This window comes from Microcystis sp. M_QC_C_20170808_M9Col, assembly GCF_007095495.1.
Classification (GTDB): Bacteria; Cyanobacteriota; Cyanobacteriia; order Cyanobacteriales; family Microcystaceae; genus Microcystis; species Microcystis aeruginosa.
The window spans coordinates 1-13,686 of sequence record NZ_SFBZ01000229.1 but is presented as its reverse complement, the minus strand read 5'-3'; the positions used below and the strand labels follow the sequence as shown (position 1 = coordinate 13,686).

Sequence of the window (13,686 nt, the reverse complement as noted above, 5' to 3'; positions counted from 1 at the left end):
GGAACACCGACCACCCCAAACCAATCAGGACGCTTGTACCATTGAGGGTGTCTGACATCGTAGTAAAGGTTAAGGTCAGCGGCGCTAAAAACTAGCTCTGGTTCCCAGTTGGGAGGCTGGAAAGTCAGCAGTAATAACTGAGGTTGTAATAGGTGAAATTCGTCAGGCAAACCGGGTTCCAGTGGATTGTCACTAGGTAAATCGTACATCGTCGGCAAGGATTGCCGGGGGGAAAGGGGAGGGTCAGATTGGGGAATGGTGAAGCTAGGTGTAGTCATTTCAGTTATCAGTTATCAGTTACCACTCAGGCTCTTCTCGACTTTGTGTGATAATTTTTGCTTATAGAATCGTGAAATGTTTACTGGGAAAGACTTTTAGGACTATTTTGCTGAAGAAACTATCAGTATAGACCTAGTTTCCACACAGAAACCAGAAGAGCCCCACTCAGACCTCTCAAACATTGTAACGGTATTATTTTTCAGGGAAAAAGTACCTGAATTTTCCCCCCAATCACTCCAAAGGTCGGCACTTTTTGAGGGAAAACAAGTCTAAAAACCCTATCCAACAAGGTTTTTAGATTTATTCAGCAAACCCTATTTAGAAAAGGGGTTTCTTTCAGAAACCCCTTTTCTGTGTAGGGTGCGTTAAGCGGCTATCAATTTGTCATCAAAAAAACCAAACTACAAACTACACTGTAATCTTGATTGAACTAACAGCGTCATTTTCATGATTTATTTCTGGCATTTTTGAAGCGACCGTTATCGTTAATTTCAATCCTAAAGCTTGAAGCCAAGAGGTTAGTTGATTCATGGCTTCAGGTGCAGGTTTTTGCATTAGTTCTTCCAATTGCTTCGCCTGAATTTTGATTTGTTCTGGTGTTAGATTTTGAGGGCCAAGGGCTTCTAGGACGTGATTGAACGCGAGTCTGAGTAATTCTGATTCAAATTCATATTCATCTCCCTCGAGATGAGTTTCCAGATAAACTGCTGCATAATGGGAATCTTTAAGAGATTCGATCAGGGAATCATGATAACTATCACTGACTGGCATTTTCTCGGCTCCTATAGTCTTGCCAATATTTTTGAGCTATTTCAATGTCTTTAGCTTGCGTTTTTTTATCTCCTCCACACAGGAGTAAGATAATCGTTGTTCCGATTTGTCCAAAGTAAACGCGATAACCAGAACCCTAGTCTATTCGTAGTTCATAAACTCCTGCTCAAAGCTGATTTATAATCCCCTAAGTTACCTAAATTAACCCGGTTTAGGCGTTGAGCAATTTTAGTTTTAGCCTTAATATCCCGCAAAGAATCGAGCCATTGGGCAAAGGGAACTTTGCCGTCACTGGTAACATAACGTCGAATTTCTCTGGGTTGAGCCGCCATGGGATAATTATAGCAGTTATACTATTTTTCTAAAGTAATGGCAGATATGGTTAATTACCCTCACCCCCAACCCCCCACCCCCCTTATCAAGGGTAGGGTTGATTCATGAATCAACCCTACCCGACATCGTAGAGCAGGGGGGTGGGAGAGGGGAGTATTTAGAAAACGGGTTTCTTTCAGAAACCCGTTTTCTAGGGGTGGGAGTATGTCAAACTAAAAAGTAAAGCTTAGACAGCCCATCTTTATCATGCCAGATCAGCCAATCTCGATCGCCCAATACTATCACGAGCGTACCAAATACGACCCCCAGACGATCGCCTCAAAAAGTAAAGGTCTTGATTGGAGTCAACAACCCCATCCCTTCAAAGAATACAAAATCGGTCAGACTTTCGATCTCAAACCCTACCTCTCCCGTCAAACAGTTCCCCAAAAAGGAGACTTTTGGCGACGTATATCGCGAATTTTGGGCTGTAGCTATGGTTTAACTGCCAAAATCGCCACTATGGGTAGTCCCTTGTACCTACGTTCCGCACCCTCTGCTGGTGGATTATACCCCGCCGAGGTCTATCTGATCTCCCGTGGCACGGAATTTTTACCCGCCGGTCTCTACAGTTACCAAGGTCAAAGTCACTCGCTGCTTTTATTCTGGGAAAGTGATGTCTGGACCAACCTACAATCTGCTTGTTTCTGGAATCCTGTTTTAGAAAATACCGATATCGCTTTAGTTACCAGTGCCATTTTTTATCGGTCCGCTTGGCGCTACGAAGATCGAGCTTATCGGCGTATTTTCCTCGATACAGGGCATTTATTGGGCAATATTGAGCTATCAGCCTCGATTAATGACTATCGGGCCCATTTAATCGGTGGTTTTAACGATATCCAGATGAATGAATTGCTTTATCTCGATTCCGAGAAGGAAAGTGTCATGACGGTGATTCCTTTGGCAGATCTGCTCAATATCCGGCAAAATCTCCCCCATAGTACCACGGCACTCCCTTCGGCAACCACGACTCTTTATCCCGAAATTCCCGAGGGAGAATTATTAAACTCCCTACACCGAGCCACTATCATAGCTACAGATGAGAAGATAGAAGCAACTGTTACCCCCTCTAATTGGGAAGATAAATATAATTTTCCTTTTTGTCTAAAAGTTTCCGTGACATCCCGTCCCGTCAATTGGGGGGAAGATTTAATCGCTCTCGAAAGTACGATTCTTAAACGCAGATCTACCCGCGCTTATAGTGGTGCTAGTCTCAGTTTAGACGAATTGCGAGCGCTGCTGCATTTCACCTATCAACCCCAAGATTATGCCGGCCAAAATCTCGATCCCAATCCCGATTATTTTGCTCTGGATTTATTGGAAACTTTTATCGCTGTTTCGGCAGTAACCGGATTAGAGGAAGGCTGTTATTATTATGCTCCCAAAGCCCAAGAATTGCGGCAAATTCGCTTTAAAAATTTCCGGCAAGAGTTACATTATCTCTGTTTAGGTCAGGATTTGGGACGAGATGCGGCCGCTGTGGTTTTTCATACGGCGGATCTGTCAAAAGCAGTGGCTAAATATGGCGATCGAGTCTATCGTTATCTTCATGCAGATGCGGGCCATTTGGGACAGAGATTAAATTTAGCGGCTATTCATCTGGGGTTAGGGGTTAGTGGTATCGGTGGTTTTTTCGATGATCAAGTTAATGAAGTGTTAGGAATTCCCTCCGATGAAGCAGTTATCTATATCACTACTTTAGGCCGACCGAAAGTTTTTTAAGGTGAGTTTGAACCCCTGAAGGGGTGACAACGAGGTTGAGGTCATAGTACTCTGTACCTTCACCAGTTCACTTTCTCCCTTGGACGTATTTTGTTTAAAGGTTAATCCAACTACGCACCATCTGTCGGGGTTTTCCTGAATTTTTAAAAGCGGTTCTATTGTGGCATAAAAAGCGATTATTAATGTAAAATACATCACCTTTTTTCATTTTGAAGCGGACTGTATTTTCTGGTTTTGAAAAAAAGTCGTCGATGATGTCGAGTGTTTTTGTGATAGCTTCCGGTTGCGCTATTTCTAGTTTGGAGTAAGCGACTTCAATCCAGTACCGCATATAACGAAAAACCAGACCCTGAGAATCTGTTGAGAATAAGGGGAAATTATTATTTTGAATAGCTTCTTGAGAATTAATCTCTCCAGGTGTAATCACATCGCGCGCCAAAGGTTCGTAAAGATAGGGAACTAGGTCTGTATGGTTTTGCCAGAAATATTGATACAAATTGGCGGCGTTTACTACCAGGGAATCTCCTCCCTCATCCGCGGCAGCAAGACACAGTAAGCCAACAATATCAGGGAAGTAGTTTTTGGCTGTACTATCGGTATGATAGCCAGTTTCTGTATTCGTCATCGAAACGGGTATAGCTTTTTTAGTGTAATCCATTCCTCGATCGATTACATCAAAAAAATAGCCATAGCGGTGGTTTAGCAGTCCAAAAATGCGAGAAATAAAAGCATAAATTAACCGCATTTCCGTTTCTGTTAATTCCGGTTCTAATCGGAAAATAATTATGCCTGGTTCCCGGAGCAATTTCTCACGAAATGGTAGGAAAAAATAAAGATTTTTATTGACTGTTTCCTGTCCTATTTCGTTGGGTTTTTCAAGCCATTTGTGATTACTTCTTTTTAGTAAATCTGAGACTAATGATTCTGGTAAATGAAAAAATAGTTGAGAAGGATCAGGCAATTTTTTCCAAGTCAGTAATGAAATATTAGGATCAGAAATCGGTATAATCATTTTTGAATTTTGAAAGCAACGTGAAGGGGAAGGTCAATGAGCGGAGTAAAAAATTCTGGGTCTAGTTCTAAATGTTCCTGATTAATTTTTAGTTCATAAACTTCTGGCATTTTTGTGAAGGCTGCTAAACGAAGAGATGTGAAGTAATCTTCCATAGTTTTATGAACACATTGCACGGCGACGGCTTTTCTATCTCGGCGCCAAATCTCACCGGGGAATAATTGATTGCGTCCGGAAAAATAGCCAGCTTTCGGTTTAAAATAAAACGGAAACTTATCTTTTTTCAGAAAAGGTAAAGAGGGATGGGGGACGGCGAACAGGAAATATCCACCGAATTTCAAAAGTTGGTAGGCTTTCTGCAGCGTGCTAATAGTTTCTGAAACATTTAAGTAGTTGAACAGAAACATAGCCAGAACTAAATCGTATTGTTCGGACTCAGTGACCGCAAAATCACGAATATCACCAGCTTCATAGGAAGCATTAATAATCTGATGCTCGTTTTTTTGAATCAAGGCCTGCTCGATCATTTGCGATGAAATATCAATCCCATGAACATATTGAGCGCCTCGGTTAATTAACTCTCTTCCTACATAACCTTCCCCACAGCCTAGATCTAATATATTCTTGTTGACAATCGGTTCACATAAATCAATGACAAAGGGACGCGCGGAGTAATCAGAAAGCAAAATCGGTTCTACTCGTTTCCAGTCTGCTGCGCTTTCGTCGTAAAGTTTTTTGGTTTCTTGTGTTGCTTTCATACCTATCTAACGTGATAAAATTTGCACTAATTTTGTTTTAGTCTAGCACTGTGTAAGTAATTACCCATAAAACTTTTACCAGTTAATCCAAAATCAGCTATCGCCAGAAAAATTAGCTCTTCTTCTCCTAAGTTCACAGATTGATGCACACACCAACGGGGAATAACAGCAAAAGTACCCGGTTCGACTTCGTTTTCGTATTGATCAACAATAACTTTTCCTTGACCCTGAAGAAATACAAATACGGTTTCATGTGCGTGTCTGTGCATTTCATTCGCCTTTCCTGGCTTGACTATAACTAGGCGCGCATCTAAAACTTCTAGATCAAATGGCAGGCGAAATACGTTAAAATCAATATTGAGTTTATCAACCTTATTGTTGTATAAGGCTTCTAAGTTGCTGGCGCTGATTGTTGAAATAAGCTCTTTACCTTCTTGCACATGAGTCAAGCTTTTTTGTTCATTAATTTTTTCGGTCAATGCTCCCAGTCGCACTGTTTGAAAATCATGGTAAAGTTGTGATGCAAGCCTTAATATTGTTTGAGAGCATTGGCATTCACCAGATGGATTTTCAAGCCAATTTAACAAGTTCAGAACTTCTTCCTTGTGCTTTTCCGTTTGCATCCCGTATAGCAAAAGTGAACTCAATCCGGGTAGTAGTTTTTCCACTGGAACAGTAGATAAGTCTTCCGTCAATTCAATACGCACGTCATTGATTTGATGCAATAAAAGTTCCAGTTCCTGATTAGACAGCTTTTTGCCTTTAATCATTTTAGTGAAAAGCGTAACAATCTTGAGTTGGTCTGATGATGTCAAAGATTTATCTAGCGCCAACGCACGTTCATACATATTGTCCCAGTAAGCAGCACGTAGATTTAAGGCTTTTAACATTCCTTTCCGTAATTCCAGAACAGCCTGTTCGCTTTCACTGGCTAATTCTTTAGCAATCTCAACTAAAGTTAAGCTGTGTTCATCCTCCACTTCTGTATGTAAAGGAAAAAATACATATTGCTGCAAGGATAATGATGTATGTTTTTTGATCGCTTCAATAATGTGTTTGTAGATAAATTTAACAACAGATTCAGTCCCTAAACCTATCGCTCCAATAGCTTGGAGTGAACTTCCATTCTGGAGCAGCGATAAGAATGATTCACGCCAGATTTCCACTTCAACACAAGGCGTTTGCGTGCTATCTACTCCCATCGCTTCTTGAAAACGCTTGAATAACTGTGGGTGAGGAATTTCCTGTACCCACTCGTCCTTAATACCTAATTTACGGATTGCTTCGAGATCTTCATAGTGTAGATGTCCGTTTTCTTCAGCTAAGTTCTTCAGCAGGTGATTTCGATGAGTGGGATTTTCTAGCTTTGATATTACTGCTGTTAAATAACGGGAAAACCAGTCACTATAAGCTCCGTATTGACTGGCAAAGTCTTTCAGAACTTCATCAATATGTTGAAATTCTCCTTTTTCTAAAGCCAGTAAATACGGATGATTAATCGCTCGATGGCTTAGTGCTTCCTCGATTAAATTTTCCATTTTTTCTCATCCCCCGATAGCCGCCCTCTTTTAAATATAGCGCTTTTCACGTTACTGAGGTATCGACAAGTTTTGCCAACAAGGGGCTTAAGCCCCTTGCCCATGCCTCATCCTGAGGAAAACTGCTATACCATCACAAAATTGGCCAATTGTCAATAGCGTTTGAGATGCGCTCCCCCTGAAAACAGATTATTCTTGATTAAGATTCTCTGAGACTTTCTCTCTCTAATTCGATTAAATTATCGATTTTTTTTAGCTTGGTATCCCCGGCAAGATAACCGATCCCGCGATGTAAATGTAAGCGAAATTGTTGAGTTAGAGTTTCTTTATCGGTTCCTAATCCGTCTTGATGACAACGTTGTTTGAGGGCAATTAAGAAAATATCGGCCATTTCTCCCCCGAATACTTTCCAGGATAATTCTACATTGCTATCGGCAGGAATGGGAACGGGAGAGGGGAGACTCGGTTCAGCAAGGGAACGACAAAAAGCCCAACGACAGAGGATATTCCATTGGTCAATTTTGGTGTAGCGTTTTAATTTTATTAGGCTATCTTTGGCGGTTTGAGATAGTCGAAAACGTTCGATCGGTGATTCCATAATCTATAATTTTACCTCGCTCTGACTGATGAGAAAATAGTTAGTCATTCTCAATCCTGTTTAATAGGAGAGTGGGAAGTGGGGAGCTTTTTTTCAGTGATCGGTAAACAGTGAACTGATAACTGATAACTCGCATCTGATAACTGATAAATGATAACTGATGAGTGCATCTCAAATTTGCAGAAATAACGACAATCGGGGTTCTTCGGTTTGTGTTATGCAATCTTCGATTTTTGCCAATTGTTTTCAATCTAGAACGAGCTAATCAATTAAGTCTCTTGCCAGATAAGGATTTAGCCGATTTCTGCCCCCTGATCGAACCATACCAAGTAACGAAGAACCACAATCGGCAATTATCAGTAACTCTTAAATTATTACAGATGTATCAGCAGCCGCGTGTAAGCATCCCACCGAAAAACTAATGCGCTCCGGGGTTTGGGGGCGGCGCCACGCCCCCAACGGGGGGTTTGGGGGGTAGAACCCCCCAAAAGCTTGGATTGAGCGATAAAATCGAAAGTAAGGCCCGATGTCTCAAGTTAATTGGGCGAGAATTTTTTGGGAATTTATCTCGGTCATAATCTTACCAAAAGTAGCGGTCAGGGTGAATAGTAGTTTGACGTTGTTGGGAATTATATTCTAGCAGGTATTTTCTGGCGATTACTTCCTGTTCTTCTAATAAGAGTAGCTCATTTTGTCCAATTTCTGTATCGGTAGAAAGGAGGATGACTTGAGAGGAAGCGGCGGGAAAATAACGTTCAACTAAATTATGGCGATGGGAAGAATCTAAACGTCCGAGGGGTGTATCGATAGCGATGGGTAAATCTCGTCCGGAGACTCGCGCTAATCCCCACAAAAAAGCGATCGCTAATAGTTGTTTTTCTCCGGCAGAAAGACGGTGTTTAGGCACATTTTGTCCATCGGGACCAAAGAGAGATAGACCAAAAGTATCAGCATCGATCGCTATTTTCTGCACCAGATCGGACTTATGCAATAAATAACGAAAACATTCCGCCACTTCTCCCTCTAATCTATTTAATTTTTTTAAAGTTAAGCGTTCTTTAAATAATTTTAAAGTTTGCTGTGCTTTGACAATAGCATTGACGATATGTTCGTTACTTTGCGATTCTAAAGCTTTCTCACTATAGGCAAATAATTCTTTTTTAGTTTTCTCAATTTTCTTTTTGATTTCCTCATAATTTTTGTGGCTTTGCTCGTATTCCGCTTGAGCATTTAGATACTTTTTCTGAGCGGTTTTTAAGTTATTACTCAGGGTTTCGTATTCTTCGGGAGAGGCTGCTACTGCTAATTCTCGCTCTAAATTATCTAAGTCATCTTCCAGATTTCTTAATTGTGACCTTGCTTGATGAGCGAGGTTAATTTGTGCCGGTAGTTGATGGGTTAAGACTCGATTTAATAACTCGATCGCCTCCTCGTCTAAATCTAAGTAAGGAGTAATCAAAGAATCGCTATCCTCAGCTAAAAACTGATTTTCTTGCTGTAAAAATTCTCTAATATTGTCTAATTGTTCTAAAGTTAAATTCAGTTGTTCTAAATAAGCAAGTAACTTTTTATCTCTGGATTCTAAAACCGATTGAGCGACTTGAGACGATTGCAATTTTAGCTCTTTTTCTCCCTGAATTTTAGCCGCTTCTAGGAGAGGAAAAATTAACTTTAATGGTAAAAATTCCCCCGCCAATTGACCTAAATATTCTCTCTGTTTATCTAACTTTTTATCTAAATCCTTTTTTCTGCTCTCTAATTGACTTCTTTCGGCGGCAATTTTTCCGCCATCAATGCGAAATTTATCCGAGACTGCATCAAAATCATTTCTAACCAAATCTAAATTTTTTTGTTGAGTTTCCATCTCTTGTCTAGCCAATTCTAAATCTTCTTGGTACTGAGCTAATTTTTTCTCAATAGCTTCAATAGTTGCCAGTTCATTTTCTGCTGCTAATAACCGGCGCTTGCGACTAGCTAAGATATCAAGATCAACGGCTAATCTTTCCGCTAATTCTAACCCTAATAAAGTCTGCATCGAATCCTTAACGCTGTCAGGAGGTACATCCTGTTCTGCCAATTCTTTTACCTGTTCCCCATCAAATAAAAACAGGTTAGAAATACCCAAAGGTAATAAAGTTTCAATATATTCATCCCAAGTATTAGCTAAGGCAGGATCGGGCCAATCCTCATCTAAAATACCGAGGGTATCCTTACCATCTTTGGGCTGTTTTGTCCAGTATCTAACGATACGATATTGTCGCCATTGTTCATTAACTAGATGTTCAAAAGCCAGTTCAATTCTAGCTTGATCGATGAGGGAAGCTTGATTATTAACTGCTTGACTGAGAAACTCGGCATAACTTAAATTATTGCGAGTAGAACACTTTGCCCGCGCACCGTACAAAGCCAAACGAATCGCATCCATTAAAGTAGTTTTACCGCCGCCATTCATGCCTCCCAAAAGGATAATCGGACAGGGATTGTTGTCTTTTTCGGGACGTAAATTAATCACTTGACGACCGGCGTAGGGGCCGAAATTTTGCAAAACTAATTCAGTAAAAATCATTAACAGTCAGCCTTATTTAAGTCGAAAGTTTTAGGAAATCTCCTGTAAAAATTATACCTGAAAAAGTGCCGCAGATATTTTTTGACACCCAAGAAAAACCCCCAGACTTTATACTATAGCATTGATCACCATCGCCTAGATATAATCAAGGTTTCCTGATTTTTACTTTCCAGTTTATTACTGGACATGAGCCTATTTTTTGAAAAAATCGTTATGATCGGCGTGAAAGTGCCAACACAGGGGAGAAAATTGCTATGATCACGATCGGCGAATATTTATGCCAGCGTCTCCATAATTTAGGGGTTAATCATGTTTTCGGGGTGCCGGGGGATTATGTCCTCGATTTGATGGATGTTTTGGTGGAAAGTCCGATCGAATTAGTTTGTACCTGTAATGAGCTTAACGCGGGTTATGCCGCCGATGCCTACGCGCGAGTCAAAGGTATGGGTGCTGTCTGTGTCACCTACGGAGTCGGGGGATTTAGCCTCGTTAATGCTGTGGTCGGTGCTTACGCTGAAAGAGTTCCCTTGGTGGTAATTAGTGGGGCTTCCGATCGCTCGATTCGCCGGGATAATTTATTATTACACCACACCACGGGCGATTATAATCTGCAATTGTCCATCATGGAAAAAGTCACGGTTGCCTCGGTTATTCTCACTAATTCTGCCCAAGCAGCCAGTCAAATCGATCAAACTTTAGCCGCTTGTTTGCATCACAAACGTCCCGTGTATATCGAAATTCCCCGGGATCTAGTCTATCGTCCCTGTATCCCCTCAGAAAAGCCAATTTATTTAACCGATAATCTCACGGATGCCGCCGCTTTAGAAGAAGCCATTGAAGAAGCGGCTTTTTTATTAGAAAAAGCGGAAAAACCAATTATTTTAGCAGGGGTAGAATTCCATCGTTTTAAACTCCAGGATAAGTTGCTGAAACTTTTAGAGGTAACGGGTTATCCCTTAGCCACCACTATTTTAGGTAAGTCGTCAATTTCGGAAATGCAGCCGCAATTTATCGGCACTTATGTGGGGGCATTAAGTCGCGAATACGTTAGTCAACGGGTGGAAAATGCCGATTGTGTCCTCTGTTTAGGGGCAATAATGTCCGACATGAATTTAGGCGGATTTACGGCTAATTTAAATCCCAATAATTTGATTAATGCCAATTCCGAGAAAGTAAAAATTAAACATCACTTCTATCAACCAGTATTCCTAGGGGATTTTATCGAGGGTTTAATTGATAAGCTAAGTCACAAAGAAGCGGCTACACTAGAGATTAAACCCGCGGCCGAATTGAAGAATTTAGAATTCATCGCCGTGCCAGAGCAAAAATTAACTAATGCTCGTTTTTATGAGCGAATGAATCATTTTATCGCTCAAGAATCTTTTGTTATTTCCGATACAGGGGACTCAATTATTGCCACAATTGATTTATTAATGCCCCAAAAAACCGACTTTATCGGTCAAGCATTTTATCTCTCTATTGGTTATTCAATTCCCGCCTGTTTAGGAGTAGCTTTTGCCGCACCAAATACTCGTCCTATCGTCTTTGTGGGTGATGGTGCTTTTCAAATGACTGCCCAAGAACTTTCGACAATTATCCGTCACCATCTCAATCCAATTATCTTTTTAATTAATAACGACGGTTACACGATCGAGCGGGTAATTCAGGATAATATTTATAATGATCTACAACCGTGGAAATATCACCAATTACCAGCAGTATTTAACGGGGAAAGTTGGAGTTGTCAAGTCAGGACAGAAGGGGAATTAGAAAAGGCTTTATCGATTGCCCAGGGTAACATCGATCGCCTATCATTTATCGAAGTACATCTCGATCGTTTTGACTGTTCCCAAGGCTTAACTCGTTTAGGTCAAGCTTTACGTTCACCCCATGCTTAGACTGGTTATGCTATCCGGTTTTGACTGTGTGAAGCTGCCCTAAGACACCAGACTGAAACTCTTTTCGCTCCCAAGAGTCAACAATTAAGATACAATCGGTATCTTAATCAAAGTGTGATGGTGACAACCGCAACTAAAAACCCTATGAATGCTTTATGGAAACAAATCACCCTATTGAACTTTTCCCCCGCTTCTTGGTCAAAATATAGCTATCTGCATCGTTTCGTCGGCCTTTTTAGTCAATGGCGACAGGGTAGCCGGTTTGTGGAGTGGACAGAACTGATGGGTGCGCTGTTAATCTCTCTTCTTATCGCCACTGCGCCGTTTTTTTCCACCAGTCAAATCGGTTTTTTATTGTTAGCAATAGCCGGTTATTGGCTACTGTTAACCCTTGTGGATGAAGGCAAAATTGGGGTGACACCGATTCACATTCTAGTGCTTTTATACTGGGGAATTGCCACGGTTTCTACGGCTTTTTCTCCCGTTAAAACCGCAGCTTTGGAAGGATTAATTAAATTAACTCTCAATCTAATCTTTTTTGCTTTTACCGCCCGAATCATGCGTTCGCCACGCCAGACAAATTGGATTCTGACTACTTTAGTTTTAACCGCTTTAGCAGTGAGCGTTTACGGCATTCGTCAGCAAATTTTTGGTGCGGAACAGTTAGCAACGTGGAACGATCCCACTTCAGAATTAGCGGGAGATACTAGGGTTTATAGTTATCTCGGTAATCCTAATTTATTAGCTAGTTATTTATTCCCTGGTATTGCTTTTAGCGGTGCAGCCTTGTTTGTGTGGCAGGGATGGCTACCGAAAATTTTAGCGGCTTTATTAACTTTAGCCAATGCCGCTTGTTTATTTTTTACCGAGAGTCGTGGCGGTTGGATTGGTTTGATGGTCTTAGGAATCGTCTTCTTATTGCTATTATTTTATTGGTTCAAAAGTTATCTACCGTTATTTTGGCAAACATGGCTTTTACCCTTAGTTTTAGGGGGTTTAGCCGTGGTGGTTTTAGGGGCGATTTTATTGGTGGAACCGCTGCGAATTCGGGTGATGAGTATTTTTGCGGGCCGGGAAGATAGTAGTAATAACTTTCGGATTAATGTTTGGGATGCAGTTATCCGCATGATTCAAACCTATCCGCTTTTGGGCATCGGACCGGGTAATGATGCTTTTAAGAAAATTTACCCCCTATTCATGAAGCCAAAATACACGGCTTTAAGTGCCTATTCTGTGCTATTAGAAATCATGGTAGAAACGGGAATTATTGGTTTTACCTGTTTCCTCTGGTTATTAGTCACAACTATCGGCCAAGGCATCCATCAAATTAAACTTTTACGCGATAAAATGGATAGTCAAGGCTTTTGGTTAATCGGGGCAATTGCCGCTATGGCTGGAATTCTTGCCCACGGTTTCTTTGATACAGTTTGGTATCGTCCCCAAGTTAGTACCCTCTGGTGGTTAGTTTTGGGTTTAATTGCTAGTCGTTGTTATTCCCCCGCTAGAGGTTTTGATCGTGGCAATTCTCTCCTCTAGGGGGGCGAAATGGGGGAGCATTGAGGAGTTATTTCAAATTACGGATAGGACTGCTCTGAAGGGTATTTGAAGCTCGTGTAGGTGTAGGCGAGGGGGATTATTAAGAAAAATCACAAACCCCCCATCCTACCATCTCTCGGTGGGCAAAGCAAGAGATAATTAAATTAGGGTTGGCTGAATAAATCTAAAAACCTTGTTGGATAATATCTTTAGGCTTTTTTGAAATCAAAAAGTGCCAGCGATTGGAGTGATTGGGGGGAAAATTCAGGGACTTTTTCCCTAAAAATTAGGTAATTGACTCCCTGAAAATGGGTAAAACCCCACACCCCACACCCCACACCCCACACCCTGCCACCAGGAAAAACTTTTCAGCAAACCCTAAATTAGATCGTTTCCCAGTTTGTTCCGCGCTTGGCGCGATTTCCCAACTGCAATAACGAGAGTAAATCCCTGTGGCCGTTATAGAGACGAGGGAGGAAAATAATGGATCGTTCTCTTAAGTGGGCCGTTGCGATTGTCATCGGAAATTTTGGGTCTGAAACCCCGCCGTTCTAGGTTGGCTTTACGTTAGAATTAAAAGGCCAGTCTCGAAAACCAAGTGGACGGCGCAGCACCTTGAAAACTCGGCTTAGGGGG

At 41.2% G+C, this 13,686-nt stretch carries 10 protein-coding genes and 2 pseudogenes; 4 read left to right on the top strand and 8 right to left on the bottom strand.

Going from position 1 to position 13,686, the window contains the following annotated elements:
- The 3 genes and pseudogenes from EWV68_RS13530 to EWV68_RS21910 form a co-directional block, all read right to left on the bottom strand.
- Positions 1–278, bottom strand: a pseudogene (locus EWV68_RS13530) (Uma2 family endonuclease); the annotation flags it as partial.
- A gap of 409 nt (positions 279–687) precedes the next feature.
- On the bottom strand, positions 688–1,050 hold the full coding sequence (locus tag EWV68_RS13525) for a helix-turn-helix domain-containing transcriptional regulator (RefSeq protein WP_012266497.1): 363 nt from the start codon (positions 1,048–1,050) through the stop codon (positions 688–690).
- A pseudogene (locus EWV68_RS21910) lies at positions 1,037–1,382 on the bottom strand (type II toxin-antitoxin system RelE/ParE family toxin). Before EWV68_RS21910 ends, EWV68_RS13525 begins: the two are co-directional and overlap by 14 nt.
- 247 nt (positions 1,383–1,629) lie before the next feature.
- On the opposite strand from EWV68_RS21910, the gene EWV68_RS13515 reads away from it, so the two are divergent.
- Positions 1,630–3,144 (top strand): SagB/ThcOx family dehydrogenase, encoded by a 1,515-nt coding sequence (locus EWV68_RS13515; protein WP_287170102.1) that lies wholly within the window; start codon positions 1,630–1,632, stop codon positions 3,142–3,144.
- A 94-nt stretch (positions 3,145–3,238) separates the two neighbouring features.
- Here EWV68_RS13515 and EWV68_RS13510 read toward each other — a convergent pair whose 3' ends face one another.
- From EWV68_RS13510 to dndE, 4 genes are all read right to left on the bottom strand, one after another.
- Positions 3,239–4,156, bottom strand: coding sequence for a TauD/TfdA family dioxygenase (locus tag EWV68_RS13510; RefSeq protein ID WP_287170100.1), 918 nt, complete (start codon positions 4,154–4,156; stop codon positions 3,239–3,241).
- Positions 4,153–4,914 (bottom strand): class I SAM-dependent methyltransferase, encoded by a 762-nt coding sequence (locus tag EWV68_RS13505; RefSeq protein WP_287170098.1) that lies wholly within the window; start codon positions 4,912–4,914, stop codon positions 4,153–4,155. Before EWV68_RS13505 ends, EWV68_RS13510 begins: the two co-directional genes overlap by 4 nt.
- A 26-nt stretch (positions 4,915–4,940) precedes the next feature.
- Positions 4,941–6,452 (bottom strand): cupin domain-containing protein, encoded by a 1,512-nt coding sequence (locus EWV68_RS13500; RefSeq protein WP_287170097.1) that lies wholly within the window; start codon positions 6,450–6,452, stop codon positions 4,941–4,943.
- A gap of 199 nt (positions 6,453–6,651) precedes the next feature.
- Entirely contained in the window at positions 6,652–7,050 is a 399-nt protein-coding gene (dndE, locus tag EWV68_RS13495; RefSeq protein ID WP_002765973.1) for a DNA sulfur modification protein DndE, read from the bottom strand.
- A gap of 212 nt (positions 7,051–7,262) precedes the next feature.
- On the opposite strand from dndE, the gene EWV68_RS13490 reads away from it, so the two are divergent.
- Positions 7,263–7,472, top strand: coding sequence for a hypothetical protein (locus tag EWV68_RS13490; protein ID WP_287170095.1), 210 nt, complete (start codon positions 7,263–7,265; stop codon positions 7,470–7,472).
- 158 nt (positions 7,473–7,630) lie between these two features.
- On the opposite strand, the gene dndD is transcribed toward EWV68_RS13490, so the two are convergent.
- Entirely contained in the window at positions 7,631–9,616 is a 1,986-nt protein-coding gene (gene dndD, locus EWV68_RS13485) for a DNA sulfur modification protein DndD (protein ID WP_287170093.1), read from the bottom strand.
- Positions 9,617–9,870: 254 nt separating this feature from the next.
- Here dndD and EWV68_RS13480 point away from each other — a divergent pair, with 254 nt between their 5' ends.
- On the top strand, positions 9,871–11,514 hold the full coding sequence (locus tag EWV68_RS13480; RefSeq protein WP_287170091.1) for an alpha-keto acid decarboxylase family protein: 1,644 nt from the start codon (positions 9,871–9,873) through the stop codon (positions 11,512–11,514).
- A 144-nt stretch (positions 11,515–11,658) separates the two neighbouring features.
- A complete protein-coding gene (locus EWV68_RS13475) occupies positions 11,659–13,050 on the top strand; it encodes an IctB family putative bicarbonate transporter (RefSeq protein ID WP_287170089.1) in 1,392 nt (463 codons plus the stop codon).
- Positions 13,051–13,686 lie beyond the last annotated feature (636 nt).